The following is a 17,905-nucleotide window of genomic DNA, read 5'->3' as shown; positions in this document are numbered from 1 at the left end:
TGAGAGATTCCCCCTTAGAGAGCCATGCAAGCAGCATTTCTACCCGCGACGTCCGGCTGGTATTGGGTACGAGACGGTTTCCGTCTGTTCCGCAAGCAGCCGCTGGCCATGTTCACCTGGGCCATGGCGATCAGCCTGTTGGTCATCTTTGCGACCGCGACCCCGCCGGTCGGACCGATCCTGGTCGTGGCCCTGATGCCCATCATCACCCTGATGACGCTGTCGGCCTGCAAGCATGTGGAGGCCGACCGCGTCATGCTGCCCTCCATGTGGGGCAAGCCACTCAAGCAGCCCGGCGTATTCAGGAAACTGTTCCTGATGGGCCTGCTCTATGCGGCGCTCTGCATGGCGACCGGCCTGCTCATCTTCCTGCCTTTCACCGACGCCATGATGGAGGGCATGCGCATCGCCTCCGTCGAGAAAAGCATGGAGCCCATCCTGTCGGCGATGGCCGTGCCGCTGACCCTGTTCGCGATCATCTACGTGGTGATCGCGGCGCTGTTCTGGCATGCGCCCGTCCTGGTGGCCTGGCACGGGCTGCGCCTGATGCAGGCCTTGTTCTTCTCGGGCATCGCCTGCTGGCGCAATAAGCTGCCGTTCCTGGTTTATGGCGCAAGCTGGATCCTGGTGTTTCTGTTCATCGACCTCTGCGCCGGACTGCTGGTCGCCGTCGGCCTGTCGCCGCAGTTGGCCGGCACGCTGCAAATCCCGTTCAACATCGCGGCGGGCGGCATCCTGTATTGCAGCTTCTATCCGGCCTATACCTCCGTGTTCGGCATCAATAGCGCCAGCACGCATCTCGACAACAGCGACGGCGCCCAGGCATAACGCCACGCGGCAGGGCGCAAGCGCCCTGCGCACCCCCACCACCCGCCCATTGCGCGCCACAAACGCCACATCGATCGCGTAGCGCATGCCGAAGGTATGCACCGCGGCGCACGGCATCAGCAGGATGCCAGACCTGGGCCCGGGCGGGCGGCGGCCAAGCAAGCCGCGCAGCCGGCCGCGCCAGCCCTTGACTCTCAGCAAGCGAAGACGGCCTGCCGGCAATGGGGCGGCCCGAGTCATTGCACGCTCTGCAGCAGCTGGACCGCGATCGGAAACGCCAGCACGATGAACGTGCAGGGGAAGATGCAGCCGATCAGGGGCAGCAGCATCTTCACTGGCGCCTGCATCGCCAATTGTTCGGCGCGCATGTGGCGGTCGCTGCGGCACTGCGCGGCCTGGGCGCGCAACACCGGCCCCAGGCTGACGCCCAAGGCCTCCGCTTGCGCCAGGGCGGCCGCCCAGTTGCGGGCAAGCGGACTATTGCTGCGTTCCGCCAGCGCCTTGATCGCCGCGACTCTTGACACGCCCGCCCGCATCTCGGCCAGGGCGTCCGCCAGTGCATCTCGCAACACCCCGCGCGGCCCGCTCTGCGCCGCCAGCTGAAGGGCTCCCTGCACGCTCAACCCCGCCTCCACGCACAGCGTCATCATGTCGAACACGAACGGCAGGTCCCGTTCGATGTCGCGCCGCCGTTTGACGCCCAGGCGCCTGAGCCACAGGCCAGGGGCAATCCCGGCGGCCAGGGCCGCTGCCGCCGCCCATGGCGCCCAGGCCAGCGATCCGGCCGGGAGGGCGGCGATGGCGGCGCCAGCCGCCAGCCCCCCCGCGGCCATCGCCGCGCTCCCGCAGAGCGCCGCCAGGTGGGCATAACCCACGTCCGCGGGCAAGGCGGCTTGTTCAATCGCGCGCGCCAGCCGGATGCGCCAGCGCCAGGTGCACAGCGGCCCGGCCAGCGGCGCCACCGCCGAAATCCATGGCCAAGCCGCCCGCCACCACCATGGCATGGCCGCCGAGGCCTCCTGGTCCTCGCACAGCAACGGCCTCAGGACGACCCACGCAAGCCAGGCGGTCCCGACCGCCGCGGTCAACATGCCCAGATACAGCCACATCGCGACCTCCGGTCAGATATCGATCCGCATGATGCGCCGGATCAGCAACACCCCCGCGGTTTCCAGCACCGCCACGATCGCCAGCACGCCCCACCCCATCGGCGTATGCCACAGCAACCCCATGATTTCCGGCTCCAGCCTGTCCAGCACCGCCAGCAGCAGCAACGGCAATGCACCGACGATCCAGGCCTGCAGCCTCCCCTGGGACGTCAGCGCCAGGAGCTTGGCTTGCAGTTGCAGCCTGACGCGCAAGGTCTGGGCAATGCTCTCCAGCGCCTCCGCCAGGTTGCCGCCCGTCTGCGCCGCGATGCGCATGGCCGCGACGACAAGCGAAGTCGAATCGGCCGGCATCCTGCCATGCAGGTTTTCGAGCGCGGCATCCCATGGCACGCCCAGGCGTTGCTCGCGCAGCATCAGGCCGAACTCCTGCGCCAGCGGCGCGCCGCTATGCTCAACGACATGACGCAGGCCGGTGGTCAACGCGACGCCCGCGCGCAAGGAAGATGCCAGCATCAGCAGGGCCATCGGCAACTGCGCTTCAAAGCGCCGCGCGCGCCGACGACGCAAGCCGTCGACCACCGTCCGGGGCGCGCGAGACGCCAGCGCGGCAACCATGGCGGAAACCAGGCCGCTGCCGGTCGCCGAAAAGGCCAGTACCCCGGCCACCGCGGCGCAGCCCACGGCGCCGGCCCACAACTGCGCCGGATCAATGAACAGGAACACTTCGCTCAGCCGCAAGCCCGCCTCCTGGGTATAGACCTCCCGATAGCGCCGAAGCGCGGGCGCGAACCAGTTCTGAACACGCCAGACCACCAGCACCGCGCAAAACATGGCGGCTCCCGCCGCAAGCCAGATCATGGCAAGCCTTGCGGAAACGCCGCGGCTTGCGGCCCGCGCCCGGCCGTGTCGGAGAACCAGGCGGCCTCCAAGGCCGCCCCCGCCTCCGTCCATTCCTGCGCAAAGCTGGGCAGGCCGCCGCATCCCAGGAACCCCTGGGCGCGGTCATATCGGAACAGGTCCTGCAATTGAATGCGGCCGCTTTCCATGCCGGCGACTTCGACGATCGATGTCACGATGCGCCTCCCGTCCGCCAGCCTCGCCTGCTGCACGACGATGTCGACGCTGGCGGCGATATGCTCGCGTACGGCGGGCAGGGGCAGGTCCAGGCCCGCCATCAGTATCATGGCCTCAAGGCGCGCCAGCGCATCGCGCGGCGAATTGGCGTGCAATGTCGTTAGCGACCCTTCGTGGCCTGTGTTCATGGCCGTCAGCATGTCGAACGCCTCGGGTCCGCGGCATTCGCCCACGACGATCCGGTCGGGCCGCATGCGCAGGGCATTGCGCACGAGTTCGCGGATATCGATGCGTCCCCTGCCTTCCTGGTTTGCCGGGCGCGCCTCCAGCGCCACCAGATGGTCGTGATTCAGGCGCAGCTCCGCCGCATCCTCGATCGTGACGACACGCTCACCGTCCGGAATCTCGTTGGACAGGATGTTCAACAGCGTCGTCTTGCCAGACCCCGTGCCTCCCGAAACCACCAGGTTCTTGCGCATCCTGACGCATAGCGCCAGAAACTGCGCCATGGCGCCGCTCAGCGCCCCCAGCGCGATCAGGTCCGGCATCTGCGGACGCCTCTGCGGGAACTTGCGTATGGTCAGGCTCGCGCCCTTCATCGCCACGGGCGGGATGATGGCGTGCACGCGCGACCCGTCCGGCAGACGCCCGTCGACCATGGGCGAGCTTTCGTCTATGCGCCGGCCCAAAGGCGTCACGATGCGCTCGATGACCCAGCGCACGGACTGTTCGCTGGTGAATGCGGCCTGATGGCGCCAGAGACGCCCGCCGCGCTCGACGTAGATTTCGTCGTAGCGGTTCACCATGATCTCCGTGATGTCGGTTGCCGCCAGCAAGGGCTCCAGGGGACCCAGGCCGACCGCTTCATCCAGCACCTCGCGGCAGAGCGCCGCCCTATCCGCATCCGCGGGCAAATCGGCATCCGTAGCCACGATATGCGTCAGCAGCCGCTCGGCTTCCGCGCGCAGCATGCCGTCGCTCATGCCGGCCACGTCGCGCCTGCGCAAGTCCAACGCGTCCAGCAAAGCCGCATGCAGGCGGCGGCGTTCATGCAGGCGATGCTGCGGCGCCACGGGATGCGGGACAGAGGACGGCGGGCCCACGGCGGCCGGCCGTTCATCCGCCCTGGGCGCCGGCAAGGCAGCAGCGCCGACCTCGTCCGGGAACGCGGCTTCCGGCCCCGCCGACGAGACCCGCAGGCGGCACGGCCCGATCAGGATCTCGTCATCGGGCAGCACGGGCGCATGGCGCACCACCCTCACGCCGTTCACCATGGTGCCTGCCAGCGTGCCCAGGTCCTCGAGAACGATGGCGGCCTCTTCGCGCAACAGGCGGGCGTGCTGGCGCCCGACCCGCCAGTTCACGATGCGCAGACCGCAATGCGCGCCCCGCCCTATCAGCACAGGCGCCGCGACGGCCATATTGCGCGTGGCCGCATCTTCGAAGGTCATTTCTATTTCGAGCATGCGGTCAATCCTGGATAGGCGCGCGGGCGCCGTCCGCCGGCGCGGTCCACTGGGAGCCCGAGCCCGAATAAGGGTCCCAGCCGCTGGAGCCAGCGGGCGCCGCGGTTCCCAGCCGGGGAGGCTCGGGAAAAGCGGCCTCCAGCGTTTCGCGTCCTCGCCGCACTCGGTCCGCCATGGCCGGCTCACCCTGCGACACGATCTTCGGCGTCACGAAAATCGCCAGTTCGGTCTCGCGCCGCTGATAGCGGCTCGACGAAAACAGCGCGCCCAGAATGGGGATGTCCTTCAGCCAGGGCAGGCCGCTGACTTCGCTGCCCTGCTCGCGCGACAGGAATCCACCGATGACCAGTGTGTTCCCGGAACGCACATTGAATTCGGTGGACGCCCGGCGGGTACGCAACGCCGGCCCCCCGGGCAGGCTCAACGAGGTATCCACCGAACTGGCTTCCACCTCGATCAAGGACCGGATGACCCCGTTGCGGTCTATCCGGGGCGTAATGTTCAGCGAAACGCCATAAGGCTTGAACAGGGTTGTCGGGTTGCCGCGCGAATCGGTGGAGACATAAGGCACCTCGCCGCCCGCCAGGAAGGTGGCGCTGGCGCCGCTGCGCGCAAGCAACTGGGGTTGCGCCAGCATGACCGCTTCCCCCGTTTGGGCCAGGGCCGCGATGCGGGCCGACAGCAGAGCATTGACGCCAAAGTAGCCCGCGGCCGGCGAGGCCGGACCCGGCGTTTCGATTATCTGCTCGCCGGGCCGGACCATGCGCCCGCGGGACCCGGCATCCCACGCCAGCCCCGCATTGACCCCGCCTTGCGTCACCCCGTCCCAGCGCACGCCGAACTCCCGCAGCCTTGACGTGGGAATCTCGACCACCTGGACATCCAGCAGCACCATTCGGTCCCAACCGACCTGCCCCGTGAAATCCAGCACGTCGGGATAGCGGTCCGCCAACGCGGCGATGCGGGAGCGGTCATCGTCGGACAGGTCATCGCCCTCGATCAGAATGCGCCCGCCCACATTCGAGCTGCGAGCCCCCGGAATGCGGGAGAGCAGGCTCTCGACTTCGGCGCGCAGGCGTGGCGTGCCCGCCGGAACCACCCGCAATTCATAGGCGGTGATCCGGTCGCCGGCAGTCCAGACATGCACCGACGACACGCCTTCCGCGCGGGCAAAGACGACCACCTCGCGCCCTTCCGCCGCCACCGCGCTGAGCACCTGGCCATTGCCGATAGCGACCCGCCTGACGCCGGGATGCGGCAAGACGCGTGTTTCACCGACCTGAAGCTCGAGCGCTTCGGTCGCGGCCCATGCGGACTTGGATGCCAGGCACAGGCACGCCAAGGCCAGAACGCCGACGATCCGGATCATGGCCGCTCCGAGTCAAAGCCGGCCTGCGTGTCCAGGCGGTCGCCATAGAGTATGGCCACGCCAGGCGCGCGCCGCGGCTCGGGGTCCAATCCGATGAGCGAGGCAAGGTCGCTGTGCGCGGGCGCACTGACCGCTGCCGCGTCATCGCGATGACGCAACATGGCGGTCAAGGCGCCGGCCTGCCGCGCCGCGATGAAGCGCATCGCTTCGTCCGGCGTCGCGGCCAGGGTGATATTGCCGGGCCCTTCGGCATTGCCGCTCACGGTCAGCACACGCATGCCTTGCAGCACGGGCACGGTGAGATCCCGCTGGTGGTGGGAGAAAGTCACATAGATGTCGATTGCGTCGCCCGCGCGCAGCATGTCCGCGAGGCCGCCCAGATCGGCCCCCGCCACGGTAAGCGCCCGCTGCCCGGCTCGCAGCCGGGACGCCAATGCGGGAGCCGGCGCATTGAAGGTCAGATATCCCCGCAGCAACGGCTCGCCATGGGCGACGTCCGCGAGCAGCGTGGCGCCGAGCAGGCTGCCAAGCTCCAGCGGATCCAGGCTGGAGATGGGCGCCCAGGGTTGCGGGATCTCGCGCACGGCAACGTGCACCTCTTCCAGCAGCGTGCCCGCAGGCAGGTCGTAGGCCGCGACCAGGCGGCTGACCAGGGGAGTGCGGGCTTCGGCCTCCAGCGCCAGGACGCGTTGCTGAACGTGCTCTCGCACCGCCCAGGCGGACACCAGGCCTGCAAGCAAGGCAAGGGCATATACGCCCGTCCGGCGCAGGCGCAGAGCGCCATGAACGATCCAGGCCTTCATGGCGCCCACCCGTTTACCCGGAGTCCGGTGCCGGCATCCAAGGGAACCAGCAGCAGCTTCATGCGCTCGCGCTCGCGCGTCCACCATTGCGCGGCGCCCGATTCGGGCTCGCGCGTCCAGCCGTCGCGCCGCAGACTCGTCTCCAGGAGCGGCGCCATTTGCGCGGGAGGCATGGCGTGCTGCCAGATGCGTTCGGACACCTTGACGCCGTCGTCCATTACTGCAACATCCAGCCTGAGGCGCGCGCCTTCCGGCAGCCAGGCGGGTTGCGGCGTTGCGGGGACGGTCAGGGTGCTGACCGACGAAATGCTGCCCACCGTGCGCCCCCTGCCGGCGCCTTCCATCTGCGCCACCCACCAATCCTGGCCGACCCGGCCGGACAGGATCAGTTGCCCGGGCAGCACATGCAAGTCCGCCAGGGCGGGCTGCTGGCCAGACAGAGCGCGAGCAAGGTCCGGCGGGCTCTTGGGCACATCAAACACCAGCACCTGCGCCGGCATGCCATGCAGCCACAGGCGATCCGCCAGGAGCTCGTGCGTGGACCCTGCGGGAAAACGCAGGCGTTCCAGCGTAGTGATGCCGGCGGCCGCGCCTGCGCGCGCGGCCATTGTGACCAGCGCGGCGCATACCGCCAGGCGGTACACCCGCGCAACGGCGCGGGAATGACCGCCGGATGGTTTCGACACGAAAAAGAACGCACTCATCTGCTTTGCTCCCTACGATTGCCCAGCCGGTCCGCCGGCGCCACATCCGCCCAGGCGGACAGCCAATCCAGCGACAGTGCCGGTCGGCCCCATGGCGCGTCCACCCGAGCTACGGGACGCGCCATCCGGGCGGCCTCCGACAACGAACTCTGCGCGGCCTGATGCCAGGCCGCACGGGCGCTTCCCACGCGGCGCTGCGCATCGGCATCGCCATGCGCATGGCCCGCGCCGCTTGCCACGCTGAGGCGACGCGCAATTGGCGGCCATGCCGACGGACCCCGCGGCTGTGCCTGTGCCCGGACCTCCACGGACAGCATCCGCAACCCTGCGCCGAACCATTCGTCCTGCAACGCCGAGACGCGGGGCGCGGCCACGCCGGGCAATGCCATTGCATCGCTCGACAAGCCCATGCCCGCGGGCGCGCGCAGCGTTTGCAAAGGCTGCCCCAATGCTCCCGACATGACTGCCTTGCGGCTGGCCTGCGTCGTCTGCTGCGCCGAAAACTGCAGGCTGCCGATCCCGGCCACCGCCCATAGCAGCAAAGACATGAGGGGCAACATCAGCAGCGCCTCGATCACCGCCTGTCCCTGCTGGCGCTTTGCGGGCCGCGTCATGGCGCCCTCCTTGCTTGCTGGGCTTCCTGCGGCGTGACCGCCGACAGGCGCGCTTGCCAGTAAGGACGAAACAGCGTGGCGATCTCATGGCGGCCGTCCGCAGGGCGCTCCGGGCGAGAAAAGTAGGTCTCGGCGGCGCTGCTCACCCTGACAGCGCCGGTCCGCCCCAACGCGGCATAGCGGAACAGGCCGACCGGCGCCGCCACGGCGCTGTCCGCGTCCGTCGTCTTCAGCGCCGCCCCCTCCAGGCTGACCGCCACCGCAAAGCGCAGTGGATCGCGGCTGCGCGCCAGCGCCACCTCGCGATAGGCCGGCAAGCCGCCGCCCGGCCAGCGTTGCGCCGACGCCATCGCGTAGGAATTGGCCATGGGGTTGGTGGCGCCGCTGAAAATATCCCAGGACGTGGAGAGCTCGACCCATCTCCAGAAATCCTCTTGCGAGAAGTCCGCGGGCGGTTCGTCCACATATTCCAGCCCCTCGGGCGCCTTGCTCTTCTCGCCCTGGGCGGTTCCCCAGCCCATCGCATATTCGCGAAAGTAGCAGCCGATCCAGCGGTTTGACCGCAGCGCATGGTACGACTGGGTGTCCAGCGCGCCCCATCGCCCGTCGGGCCCGAGCCATGTGGAACCCCGCCGCCGCAATTCATGGCGGTGCAAGGGACAGCGGGGGTCCACCATCCAGGCATTGCGCCGGGTCTGGCTGCGACTGTCCAGGAATCCGTAACGCCCGACCGCCGCTTCCGTCGCGGGGCGCAAGCCGGCCTTGCGCGTGGAAACGCTGCGCTCTACGTAGCCGGGCCACCCATCCGCCAACAGGCGGAGTTTCACCGAAGACGACTGCGCCCCGGAAGGAAAGTTGGCGGCCAGCACTTTACGCATGATGCGCTCGCGCGACGCGCTCAGGTCCGCGACGGCCTCGCGCGCGGCAGCTTCCAGCACCTGATGCACGATCCGGTCGTGCTGGCCGAAGGCGCGAGCCAGCCGCGATCCGGCGTCGGACGGCGCCTGCGCGGCCTGATAGGCCAGCCCCATGTCGGGGCCGAACAGCATGGCGATCAGGCTGGCTGGCGGGTTGCCACGGCTACGCTGCGACTGCAGGGCCTGGATGTACTGCGCGGACGCGCCGAGCGTGACCAGATGCGCCATCGCGACCTGATGGGCTATCTGCGTGCGGTTGATGTAGGCGATGGCATTGAGCGCGCGCGCCTGCTCGAGCGCGCCGCTAAAGGCTGCCGCATCCGCCGCATGGGTCAGGCGGCCCCGCGCCTCCGCCGTTTGGCCAAAGTTGTACAGGACGACCAGGGAAGTCGCGGCCACCGCCACCACCAGCGTGCCCAGGACCAGAGCCTGGCCTTGCTGATGGATGGGCGCCATGAGCGGATGGGTAGTCAATTCGCGTCCGCGGCGTTGCCGGTAAAGGACTTAAGCGAACGCGCCTTGGTCTGCGCCGCCGCCTTTTGCGCGGCCTGCTGGGCGGCGCGCGTTTGCGTTCCGCCGTCCTCGCCGGCGAGTTCGCGCGCCATGGCCGCCGTTTGCGAACGCACCACCTGGCCGAAGTATTGATACACCGCGATGGCGGCCACGGCCACCAAGGCCACGACCACAATGTATTCGGTCATGCCCTGTCCCAATTGACGCTTTCGATGCCCCAACATGTCTGCTCTCCCGTGCAGTGAATGTGGAGCCCAGCGTCGCCATCAGGCCTCGCAGCGGCAATTCGTGGATGCCGAGGCGGACAAAAACGAGCCGCCCCATTGACGGAGGCGCAATGTAACAACCGCAGCAAACCAGCCCCATTTTGGCTGCGGGTTTCCCCTATTGCCGACCTATCGGGCCAGCAGTAGATTGGAGTTGCTGGGCTGTCTGACACCCATCGCGTGCGAAGCCCGGCAGGAGCGCCTCAGACTCATCTTTGAGCTGGGGCGCTCTTCCATTTCTAGCCATGAAAATTCTGTTTCTTGTCGTCGGCGCCTCTTGCCGCACCCGCCTTCACCCCGCGGCGCCGCGGTTGGCTTGCGCACCGCCCACACCCGTCATATCCAGCCGCCGGAACACCCACGCCGACAGCAGCGTGATCGCGCCCACGCAAAGAAAGCTCAGGGCAAACGCCCTGCCGAGAGCGGCGTTGCCTTCGCTGGAAAACAGCCCCACCAGGCCGCCTCCGATCGTGACGCCCAGGCCGATCGCCAGCATCTGGATCATCGAGAAAAGGCTGTTGCCGCTGGCGGCATCCCGTTTGCTCAGGCCCTTGAGCGTGACGCTGTTCATCGCCGCGAATTGCATGGAATTGGTGGCGCCAAACAAAGCGAGCTGCGCCATCTGCAGCGCAAGCGGCCATCCGGGAGAAATCGCCGCGAACGACATGATCGATGCCCCCACCAGCACCGTGTTCACCAGCAAGAATGCCTCATAGCCAAAGCGCCGCACCAAGGGGGCAATCCAGGGTTTGGACACGGTGCCGGCGATAGCCGCGGGCAGCATCATCAAGCCGGACTGCAATGGGGTAAAGCCCAACTGCAACTGGAACAACAATGGCAGCAGGAACGGCACCGCGCTGCACCCGATCCGGCACACCAGGTTGCCGATCAGGCCCACGCTGAAATTGGGCTCGCCGAACAAGCGCAGCTGGAACAATGGATTTTCACGCCGCCGCGCATGCAGCACGTAAAGCAGCACCGCCAGCGCGCTCACGACGAACAAGGCCGTCGACCATGCCATGCGGCCATCGCCGGCGGGCAGATCCAGCCCCAGCGAAAAGGACACCATGCACAGGGACAGCAAGCCGCAGCCCAGCACGTCGAATGGCGCGACGTCGGTCAACGCGTCCTCGGGCAGGTAGCGCCGCACTGCCAGCAGGCCCGCTATCCCGATCGGCACGTTGATCACGAAGATCCAGTGCCAGCTTGACACCTGCACCAGCAAGCCGCCCAGCGTAGGCCCAAAAATAGGGCCGATCTGGCCCGCGATCGACACGAAAGCCAAAGCCGATATGTACTGATCGCCCGGCACCGTGCGCAACACCGCGAGCCTTCCAATGGGCAACAGCATGGACCCGCCCACGCCCTGGACCACGCGGGCGATCGTAAGCTGAGTCAGCGTTTGTGCTGCAGCGCAAAAAATTGAGCCCACCGCGAAGATCAGGATCGCGGCCAGATATACGCGCCGCGTGCCATAGCGGTCCGCCAGCCAGCCCGAAGCCGGGGTCAGCATGGCCATCGTCAAGGTATACGCCACCACCACGGGCTTTAACGCCAGCACATCCTCGCCCAGGCTGCGGGCCATGGCCGGCAACGCGGTGTTGACGATCGTGGTATCCAGCGTCTGCATGAAAAAGCACGCCGCGACGACCCAGAGCAGGGCTTGGTGTGATGAGGTTTTCGGCATGGCGTAAATCGTACTCCGCACATGCCGACTGGCCGCTGACATCAGCCCGGCACCCGAGCTTGCGCGGCCGACGAGAGCCTAAGTCCTTACAGCCACGATCCACGCCGCGCGGCGCGATCAGGCCGGACGATCACGCGGCGCCATCGCCGGCGCCGCGCGCCAGTTCCCGATATGCGACCGCGCACATCGCCGTCGCCATCAGGACCGACGCGGCGCAAAACAGGATGCCCAGGGAGCCGAATGCAAACGAGCCGCCGGACCTCGCGAACATCGCACGGCTCAACGTGTCGCGAGCCAGGGCGGCCGAGCCGATCAGCATCAGCTGCACACCGACCAGCGGCCAGATGCTGGCCCTCAACTTGCGCATCCGCAGGAAGTCATATTTTCCCGATACCGCCACGCGAGGCAGGCTTAACGCAAAAGTGCCGAGCACATACGGCACGCCTCCCCACATCACTGCCCAGGCCGCAAGCACACTGCCAAAGAACAGCACGTCGCCGCCGACATTGTTCAAGGCGACGTACACAAGGAACGGCATCACGTCGTTCGCGGATACAAGTGCCGCCGCGACAACGGCGAACACCACCACCAGCCCCAGGTACTTCCACCCCGCCCTGCCCAGGCGCCAGGCCGGCCCCTCCGCCGGCCCGCTCAGGGCGATCAGCCTGTGCCACGACATCGACACGCGCACCAGCGCCAGCAGATTGACGACGGCAACAAGGGCGACCAGCCCCGGATGCGCCAATTCGATCAACCTGGGCGCGAGCAGCACGATTGGCAGCGACAGCACGAAAACGGCCAACGACCACGGCGCGCTGGTCATCAGCCGCGCGCCCTGCTGCTTGAGGGCGCATGCAGTCAGCGCGATTAGGCGACTTGCCGATAGCTTGGTCGACACAGCTTTCCTTTACTGGGATGAATAGGGGACGGTCCGAAAGCGTTATACCAGCATCCGGCGTGGCGGCCCCTTAGAATGGTTGCCAGCGCACAATAGTCTCGCCCCGGCATGGAGGGGGGCAGCCATGACCGAATCGATCAAATATGTCGTTGTCTTGAGAAAAGGCTCCGAGACCGAAGTCATCTTTGGCGACGACCACGACGCCAAGGCAGGAAGCCGCGTGGCGCTCTACTGCACCGCCTTGGACCTGTCCGGATTTCACGCGCGCGTCGTCCGGGTGCCCGCCCCGACGAGCCGGGCGGCTACGCAGGGATCAGAAACCCGGACGTACTGGTTCCCGACCTCGGACGTGGCCTTTGCGTTTGAAGTTGCCGGCGGAGAATTGCCGGCAGGGTTTGTCTCGTAGCGGCGTCAGGCTGTCCTGACTCAAGGGCCCTTCTCGCGAGCAGCCGACGGGGGCTGGACCAGCTCTATTGCATCGTCCGGCCCGTTCCCGCCCACGCTCAGCAAGGGATTGTGCGCCTTGCACGCAGGGCACTCGAAATAGCAGCCTTCGTGCGCGTCCGTTTCAATCGGCACGTCCAGCTGCCCCACCTTGCAACCACATTGTGTACAGGTCCACATAGCGCCCTCCTGCCAATGTAAGTTCATCATAGCGCCGCGTCCGGGCGGGAGGAAGGCAGCCTCGGCGGGCTCACTCGCCGTAGAGTTTGCGCTGACGCAATCGCAGAACGCTGACATGTTCTTCACCGACCCGGCGAGGGTTTCCGCACATCCAGCAACTGCAAGGCTTGGGCGTTCGCGCCACGCGTCCCAGCTCTTTAGGGCTTAGCTCATACCCCCACCAAAACCGCCGGGCCTTTTTCAAACGTGCCACATGCGCGCGCCGTACTGCTCGATTCGACATTTTCGTACCTCATTTCATACGTTGAAGGCACGAAAGCCCGCTCAATTTTCATTGGCGGGCTTATAAGGGACGCACTCGTGAAAGAGAATCCAGTGCTCCATAGTGGCGGTGGAATCCACCAGTGTCAAGGTATGGGGATTGGCAAAAGCGTCACACCGTAAACGCAGCAGGCCGCCATGGGGTGGCGGCTATGCGTCGCTGATCGACCGTAAGGCGAGTTGTGTGTACAGTTGAACAAGGGGCGTCGCTGCCGCCCTGAAATGCCTCCGGAGGGACCCTGCTCATGGTCATCCTCAGACTCCAGAGCCGTACGACCGGACCGCGTTCAACGCTCCGTACGGTGTGCGTTATCGCTTTGCTATGGGCATTGGCAATCGTCAACGCTTGGGGCGAAACCGCCCGAGACGCCTCCCCCCAGCGATCCGCCGTCGTGCTGTCCCTGGACGGAATCGTCGGTCCCGCCACGGCGGATTACCTGATCCGCGGCTTGGCTGCCGCGCGCGAGCAGAACGCAGCGCTAGTGGTGCTGCGCATAGATACACCCGGCGGGCTCGACACTTCGATGCGCGACATCATCCGCGCGATCCTCGCCTCGCCTGTTCCCGTGATTTCATACGTAAGCCCCAACGGGTCGCGCGCGGCCAGCGCCGGCACCTACATCCTTTACGCGAGCCATATCGCGGCAATGGCGCCCGCGACGAATCTGGGAGCCGCCACCCCGATCTCGATCGGCGGCGGCTTTCCCCGGCCGGCCGACAAGGAGCCAGGCCCCACAGACAAGCCCGGCGACAAACAAGCGCCGGAGCGGGCTGACGGTAACCCGCGTACAGCAGCCCCCAAGGACGCGAGCGAAGCCAAGGCGATCAATGACGCGGTCGCCTATATCCGGTCCCTGGCCGCCCTGCGCGGCCGCAATGCCGACTGGGCGGAACAGGCGGTCCGTTCCGCGGCCAGCCTGTCGGCCGGCGAGGCGCGCGCGCAGAAGGTGATCGACCTGATCGCCGACGACATACCGGATCTGCTGGACCAGGTGGACGGGCGAACCGTCAGGGTCGGCAACAGCGAGACGGTCCTGCACAGCAAGGGGCTGCGGCTCGACCATCGAGAACCCGATTGGCGCACCCGCGCGCTGAGCGTCATTACGAACCCCAACCTGGCGCTGCTGCTCTTGATGGTGGGCGTGTACGGACTGATCTTCGAGTTCATGAGCCCCGGCTCCCTTTATCCGGGCGTCATCGGCTCGATCTGTCTGCTGGTCGGCCTCTATGCATTGTCCGCGCTGCCGCTGACCTATGCCGGACTTGCGCTGGCCTTGCTGGGAGCCGTGCTCATGGTGGCGGAGATATTCACGCCGTCGGTCGGAATCCTGGGAATAGGAGGCGCCATTTCCTTCGTCCTGGGCTCCCTCCTGCTCATCGACACGGATTCCCCGGCCTTCGAGGTATCGCTTCCGTTCATCGCTGGCGTGGCGATCGTGAGCCTGGGGATGACGTTCCTGATCGGCCGGCTGGCGCTGCGATCACGCCGGGCGCCTATCGTCAGCGGGGCCGAGGCGCTGATCGGCCAGCGCATCAGGGTGCTGAGCTGGCAAGGAGAGCAAGGCCATGTATCCGCGGCCGGAGAACGCTGGCGGGCGGTCGGTCCGACAGGCCTGGCGCCGGGCGACACGGTAGTGATCGCCGCCGTGCAAGGCGTGACCTTGCATGTCCGGGCGGACACAAGTCCGCCTGCGCCAGCCGCGCCCCCGAGACGTTGAGGCGCCCTACGCAACATCGACCCCTTAACTTCCGGAGCCTGCCATGTTGATGCAACTCGCTATCTACGGTCCCATTTTTATCCTGATTGTCGGGCTGTTTGCATTGGCCGTCCGCATCTTGCGCGAATACGAGCGCGGCGTGATTTTCACGCTGGGACGCTTCACCGGCGTCAAAGGCCCGGGGCTGATCCTGATGATTCCGGTCGTCCAGCAAATGGTGCGCGTGGACCAGCGCATGAGCGTATTCGACGTTCCCAGCCAGGATGTGATCTCGCGCGACAACGTGTCGGTCAAAGTGAATGCCGTCATCTACTTCCGCGTCATCGATCCGGAACGCTCCGTGATCCAGGTGGAGAACTTCCGGCAGGCGACGAGCGAACTGGCGCAGACGACGCTGCGCTCGGTTTTGGGCAAGCACGACCTGGACGAAATGCTCTCGGAGCGCGACAAGCTGAACAACGACGTGCAGGAGATCCTCGATTCGCAAACCGATGCGTGGGGCATCAAGGTAGCGAACGTGGAGATCAAGCACATAGACCTGAACGAAAGCATGATCCGCGTCATCGCCCGCCAGGCCGAGGCAGAACGCGAAAGGCGCGCCAAGATCATCCATGCCGAAGGGGAGGAACAGGCGGCCCAGATGCTGCTGAACGCCGCGCGCACCCTCGCGCAGCAGCCTGAAGCAATGCAGTTGCGCTATCTGAGCACACTGGCCATGATAGGCACGCAGAACAACTCGACCATAGTGTTCCCCTTCCCTACCGAACTTGGGCAGGTGCTCAAGGGACTGGTAGAGAAAAACCAGGCAGGCACGTAGGCGGATAACCCGCTCAACAGGAGGCGAGATGAAGACCCAGATCAGCTTCAAGAAGACCGACGGCTCGGATGGCGTCGCCCTGCTGGACGGCGATGCGTCCAGCATCCTCCAGGCCAAGAGAGAACTGGCTAACAAGCTTGACCTGCCCGCCGTGGGCCCCACATCCGGAGAACGCGAGGACATCGATGCCCGGCTCCGCCATGGCGGGATAGATCCGGACTCGCTCAAGATCAATCACGTCAGCGAATAGCTAAAAACAAAAAGCCCTCCGGTCAGCAAGACGGAAGGCTTTTTGATTGCGCCGCACAGATCGCCGCGCGAACCCAGATCAATCGCCAGAGCTGCGGCGCAGCCTGTCGGATGACGCCTTGTTCAGGCGCTTCGCTTCCTCTTCCGCATAGTCCTCCTCTCCCGACTCATACGCCCCTTCATAAAGGCAGCTGCTGCGGTACCACTTGCACTCTCCGCTACGGCCCGAATCCCCGAGACCGACCCAGGAGCACCCAGAGCCAAGTGCGACGAGAAACAGCGCTACACCGCAACGGCTCAACGTTTGAATTGACATTTTCCTTCGCCCTACTGAGATGCTATAGCAACCCTTATAGCAGACACTCGAGAGCGTTGCGTCCGCTGCCGGCGAGCACCGCCGGCTCAGAATTGGCGGGCGGCTCGCGTCGTTGAAGCTTACAATCCGCGGGCGACACCCATGGCACTTCAAATAGCATCCGATACAGGGACTCAGATGGTTCGGCAACTGGCGAAAAAGATACTGCTTTCCTTTCCAGCAATCCGCAGGGTTATTCACGAACGAGACTGTGCCCGGGAAGCGAATGCGCAACTCCAGACTCAATTGCAGGCTGCAACTGCGGTCGCTGATCAATTGGAATTGCAACTGCGCTCATCCCAGCAGACCGCCACGGATCTCGAAAGCAAGTACACGATTCTCTCCGCTGGGACCCTGCTCGCTAACGACGCCTCTTTTCAGCCCCATTGGGATACGCTGTTCATCCCGGAGTCGTTTCAAGCCGAGTTCAGAGAGGTCATGCTGCAGACCTTCTACCGCGACAATCCACTGATTGACATATCGAACACCGAAGTGTTCGAGCGAGACCTGTCCGCACACACCGAACATCGATACCGAGTCTTTGAGCGCTGGATTGCTACGTGGCTCGAAACGGTCGCTCCGGATATGTCGACGCTGACTGCGCTGGAAGTCGGATCTGGAACGGGTTCCAGTACCCTCGCCTTTGCTCGGAAAGTTTCCAGGCTCATCAGCTTTGAGATTGACACGAAGGCCACCGACGCCGCCCGATCCCGCCTTCGGTCCTTCGGGTTCAGCAACGTCGAGTTTCATGACGGGCAGTTCAACGCGTCTTCCGAGTTCTACAAAACAGGCGAGAACGTCGATCTCGTTGTGCTCTGCGCGGTTCTTGAGCACATGACCGAAGACGAGCGGCGCGATACTCTGCAAGCCGCCTGGTCCACCTTGAAGTCGGGTGGATTATTAGTCGTTGCCGACACCCCTAATCGGTTTGCCGTTTACGACGACCACACCAGCTTGCTCCCGTACTATTCCGCGCTCCCGCCGTGGATTCAACGGGACTACTCTCCTTGCTCCCCTCGGGCCGACTTCAGAAATTCCATTCAGCAGACTGCCTCGGAAATGATGACGGAGACGTTGGCTCGATGGGGGGCTGGCATTTCCTACCATGACTTCGAACTGGCAATCGGGCAATCCATCCACGACAACATTGTCCTGGACGGGTATGAGCCATCCTTGCTTGCCATGTACCCGGACAAGATCGACGATGGACTGATGCGAATCGCGTTCGATCACTACAAGATTCCAGCACACAGAGCGTTCACCAGGAGCCTGCTGCACTTCGTCATTCGCAAGCCTTAGCCAGACGGTTTGCCATCATTTACGCTGAATGCTTCACCGCCGAAATGGTCCAGAAGTATGCCCCCACTTGGCACCGCCCCACCTCGCAGCCGATGCGGAAGCGGTCGCATTTTGGTCACAGCAGACGCCGAAAACGAAACAGCCGCCATTGCTGGCGGCTGTAGGTACCTGATTTCTCAGGATTTTCTTGGTAGGCCCCCCGAGAGTCGAACTCGGCACCAACGGATTATGAGTCCGCTGCTCTAACCAGGCATGAGCTAGAGGCCCAGGAAAA

At 65.5% G+C, this 17,905-nt stretch carries 18 protein-coding genes, 1 tRNA gene and 1 pseudogene; 6 read left to right on the top strand and 14 right to left on the bottom strand.

What is annotated here, in order from left to right; translation table 11 throughout:
- Positions 1-24: 24 nt before the first annotated feature.
- Entirely contained in the window at positions 25-828 is an 804-nt protein-coding gene (locus tag ACFWP0_RS20530) for a BPSS1780 family membrane protein (RefSeq protein WP_377845111.1), read from the top strand.
- Between the two features lie 6 nt (positions 829-834).
- Here the strand turns inward: ACFWP0_RS20530 and ACFWP0_RS20525 are convergent.
- From ACFWP0_RS20525 to ACFWP0_RS20470, 12 genes and pseudogenes are all read right to left on the bottom strand, one after another.
- A pseudogene (locus ACFWP0_RS20525) lies at positions 835-945 on the bottom strand (DUF192 domain-containing protein); the annotation flags it as partial.
- 119 nt (positions 946-1,064) lie between these two features.
- Entirely contained in the window at positions 1,065-1,937 is an 873-nt protein-coding gene (locus tag ACFWP0_RS20520) for a type II secretion system F family protein (protein WP_377845110.1), read from the bottom strand.
- A 12-nt stretch (positions 1,938-1,949) separates the two neighbouring features.
- Positions 1,950-2,795 (bottom strand): type II secretion system F family protein, encoded by an 846-nt coding sequence (locus ACFWP0_RS20515; RefSeq protein ID WP_377845108.1) that lies wholly within the window; start codon positions 2,793-2,795, stop codon positions 1,950-1,952.
- Positions 2,792-4,477, bottom strand: a complete 1,686-nt coding sequence (locus ACFWP0_RS20510; RefSeq protein ID WP_377845106.1) for an ATPase, T2SS/T4P/T4SS family — start codon at positions 4,475-4,477, stop codon at positions 2,792-2,794. The genes ACFWP0_RS20515 and ACFWP0_RS20510 overlap by 4 nt, the downstream gene beginning before the upstream one ends.
- 4 nt (positions 4,478-4,481) lie before the next feature.
- Positions 4,482-5,846, bottom strand: coding sequence for a type II and III secretion system protein family protein (locus ACFWP0_RS20505; protein WP_377845104.1), 1,365 nt, complete (start codon positions 5,844-5,846; stop codon positions 4,482-4,484).
- Positions 5,843-6,649: a Flp pilus assembly protein CpaB gene (cpaB, locus tag ACFWP0_RS20500; protein ID WP_377845103.1), complete on the bottom strand. Its 807-nt coding sequence runs from the start codon at positions 6,647-6,649 to the stop codon at positions 5,843-5,845. The genes ACFWP0_RS20505 and cpaB overlap by 4 nt, the downstream gene beginning before the upstream one ends.
- The gene (locus ACFWP0_RS20495; RefSeq protein ID WP_377845101.1) at positions 6,646-7,353 is read right to left on the bottom strand and encodes a hypothetical protein; all 708 of its coding nucleotides are present in this window, start codon (positions 7,351-7,353) and stop codon (positions 6,646-6,648) included. The genes cpaB and ACFWP0_RS20495 overlap by 4 nt, the downstream gene beginning before the upstream one ends.
- Positions 7,350-7,967 carry a pilus assembly protein gene (locus tag ACFWP0_RS20490; RefSeq protein ID WP_377845099.1) on the bottom strand — a complete coding sequence of 206 codons (618 nt, stop codon included), beginning with the start codon at positions 7,965-7,967 and terminating at the stop codon, positions 7,350-7,352. Before ACFWP0_RS20490 ends, ACFWP0_RS20495 begins: the two co-directional genes overlap by 4 nt.
- A complete protein-coding gene (locus ACFWP0_RS20485; RefSeq protein ID WP_377845097.1) occupies positions 7,964-9,358 on the bottom strand; it encodes a hypothetical protein in 1,395 nt (464 codons plus the stop codon). The genes ACFWP0_RS20490 and ACFWP0_RS20485 overlap by 4 nt, the downstream gene beginning before the upstream one ends.
- The gene (locus ACFWP0_RS20480) at positions 9,355-9,621 is read right to left on the bottom strand and encodes a hypothetical protein (RefSeq protein ID WP_377845095.1); all 267 of its coding nucleotides are present in this window, start codon (positions 9,619-9,621) and stop codon (positions 9,355-9,357) included. Before ACFWP0_RS20480 ends, ACFWP0_RS20485 begins: the two co-directional genes overlap by 4 nt.
- A 334-nt stretch (positions 9,622-9,955) precedes the next feature.
- Positions 9,956-11,350 (bottom strand): multidrug transporter subunit MdtD, encoded by a 1,395-nt coding sequence (mdtD, locus tag ACFWP0_RS20475; protein ID WP_377845094.1) that lies wholly within the window; start codon positions 11,348-11,350, stop codon positions 9,956-9,958.
- A 130-nt stretch (positions 11,351-11,480) separates the two neighbouring features.
- Positions 11,481-12,248, bottom strand: a complete 768-nt coding sequence (locus ACFWP0_RS20470) for a hypothetical protein (protein WP_377845092.1) — start codon at positions 12,246-12,248, stop codon at positions 11,481-11,483.
- A 124-nt stretch (positions 12,249-12,372) separates the two neighbouring features.
- Between ACFWP0_RS20470 and ACFWP0_RS20465 the strand changes: the two genes are divergently transcribed.
- The 4 genes from ACFWP0_RS20465 (at position 12,373) to ACFWP0_RS20450 (ending at position 15,978) form a co-directional block, all read left to right on the top strand.
- The gene (locus ACFWP0_RS20465; RefSeq protein WP_377845090.1) at positions 12,373-12,654 is read left to right on the top strand and encodes a hypothetical protein; all 282 of its coding nucleotides are present in this window, start codon (positions 12,373-12,375) and stop codon (positions 12,652-12,654) included.
- A 784-nt stretch (positions 12,655-13,438) separates the two neighbouring features.
- Positions 13,439-14,911, top strand: a complete 1,473-nt coding sequence (locus tag ACFWP0_RS20460) for a nodulation protein NfeD (RefSeq protein WP_377845089.1) — start codon at positions 13,439-13,441, stop codon at positions 14,909-14,911.
- Between the two features lie 43 nt (positions 14,912-14,954).
- Entirely contained in the window at positions 14,955-15,728 is a 774-nt protein-coding gene (locus ACFWP0_RS20455) for a slipin family protein (protein ID WP_377845088.1), read from the top strand.
- A gap of 28 nt (positions 15,729-15,756) precedes the next feature.
- Positions 15,757-15,978, top strand: coding sequence for a hypothetical protein (locus tag ACFWP0_RS20450; protein ID WP_377845086.1), 222 nt, complete (start codon positions 15,757-15,759; stop codon positions 15,976-15,978).
- 78 nt (positions 15,979-16,056) lie between these two features.
- Here the strand turns inward: ACFWP0_RS20450 and ACFWP0_RS20445 are convergent, their stop codons facing one another.
- A complete protein-coding gene (locus ACFWP0_RS20445) occupies positions 16,057-16,293 on the bottom strand; it encodes a hypothetical protein (RefSeq protein WP_377845084.1) in 237 nt (78 codons plus the stop codon).
- Between the two features lie 177 nt (positions 16,294-16,470).
- Here ACFWP0_RS20445 and ACFWP0_RS20440 point away from each other — a divergent pair, with 177 nt between their 5' ends.
- A complete protein-coding gene (locus tag ACFWP0_RS20440; RefSeq protein ID WP_377845082.1) occupies positions 16,471-17,631 on the top strand; it encodes a class I SAM-dependent methyltransferase in 1,161 nt (386 codons plus the stop codon).
- A gap of 188 nt (positions 17,632-17,819) precedes the next feature.
- Here the strand turns inward: ACFWP0_RS20440 and ACFWP0_RS20435 are convergent.
- Positions 17,820-17,898 (bottom strand) — tRNA-Ile (locus tag ACFWP0_RS20435).
- Positions 17,899-17,905 lie beyond the last annotated feature (7 nt).

The organism is Achromobacter sp. NPDC058515 (assembly GCF_042721735.1).
Classification (GTDB): Bacteria; Pseudomonadota; Gammaproteobacteria; order Burkholderiales; family Burkholderiaceae_B; genus Achromobacter.
The sequence above is the reverse complement of the archived record's forward strand: the minus strand, read 5'-3'. Positions and strand labels throughout refer to the sequence as shown.

Excerpts from the sequence above, each read along its gene's own strand:
- ACFWP0_RS20440 (WP_377845082.1), top strand. The coding sequence starts at position 16,471 with ATGGTTCGGCAACTGGCGAAAAAGATACTGCTTTCCTTTCCAGCAATC.
- ACFWP0_RS20530 (WP_377845111.1), top strand. The coding sequence starts at position 25 with ATGCAAGCAGCATTTCTACCCGCGACGTCCGGCTGGTATTGGGTACGA.
- mdtD (WP_377845094.1), bottom strand. The coding sequence starts at position 11,350 with ATGCCGAAAACCTCATCACACCAAGCCCTGCTCTGGGTCGTCGCGGCG.
- ACFWP0_RS20510 (WP_377845106.1), bottom strand. The coding sequence starts at position 4,477 with ATGCTCGAAATAGAAATGACCTTCGAAGATGCGGCCACGCGCAATATG.
- ACFWP0_RS20460 (WP_377845089.1), top strand. The coding sequence starts at position 13,439 with ATGGTCATCCTCAGACTCCAGAGCCGTACGACCGGACCGCGTTCAACG.
- ACFWP0_RS20480 (WP_377845095.1), bottom strand. The coding sequence starts at position 9,621 with ATGTTGGGGCATCGAAAGCGTCAATTGGGACAGGGCATGACCGAATAC.
- ACFWP0_RS20495 (WP_377845101.1), bottom strand. The coding sequence starts at position 7,353 with ATGAGTGCGTTCTTTTTCGTGTCGAAACCATCCGGCGGTCATTCCCGC.
- ACFWP0_RS20505 (WP_377845104.1), bottom strand. The coding sequence starts at position 5,846 with ATGATCCGGATCGTCGGCGTTCTGGCCTTGGCGTGCCTGTGCCTGGCA.
- ACFWP0_RS20450 (WP_377845086.1), top strand. The coding sequence starts at position 15,757 with ATGAAGACCCAGATCAGCTTCAAGAAGACCGACGGCTCGGATGGCGTC.
- cpaB (WP_377845103.1), bottom strand. The coding sequence starts at position 6,649 with ATGAAGGCCTGGATCGTTCATGGCGCTCTGCGCCTGCGCCGGACGGGC.
- ACFWP0_RS20490 (WP_377845099.1), bottom strand. The coding sequence starts at position 7,967 with ATGACGCGGCCCGCAAAGCGCCAGCAGGGACAGGCGGTGATCGAGGCG.
- ACFWP0_RS20520 (WP_377845110.1), bottom strand. The coding sequence starts at position 1,937 with ATGTGGCTGTATCTGGGCATGTTGACCGCGGCGGTCGGGACCGCCTGG.
- ACFWP0_RS20455 (WP_377845088.1), top strand. The coding sequence starts at position 14,955 with ATGTTGATGCAACTCGCTATCTACGGTCCCATTTTTATCCTGATTGTC.
- ACFWP0_RS20515 (WP_377845108.1), bottom strand. The coding sequence starts at position 2,795 with ATGATCTGGCTTGCGGCGGGAGCCGCCATGTTTTGCGCGGTGCTGGTG.
- ACFWP0_RS20445 (WP_377845084.1), bottom strand. The coding sequence starts at position 16,293 with ATGTCAATTCAAACGTTGAGCCGTTGCGGTGTAGCGCTGTTTCTCGTC.
- ACFWP0_RS20465 (WP_377845090.1), top strand. The coding sequence starts at position 12,373 with ATGACCGAATCGATCAAATATGTCGTTGTCTTGAGAAAAGGCTCCGAG.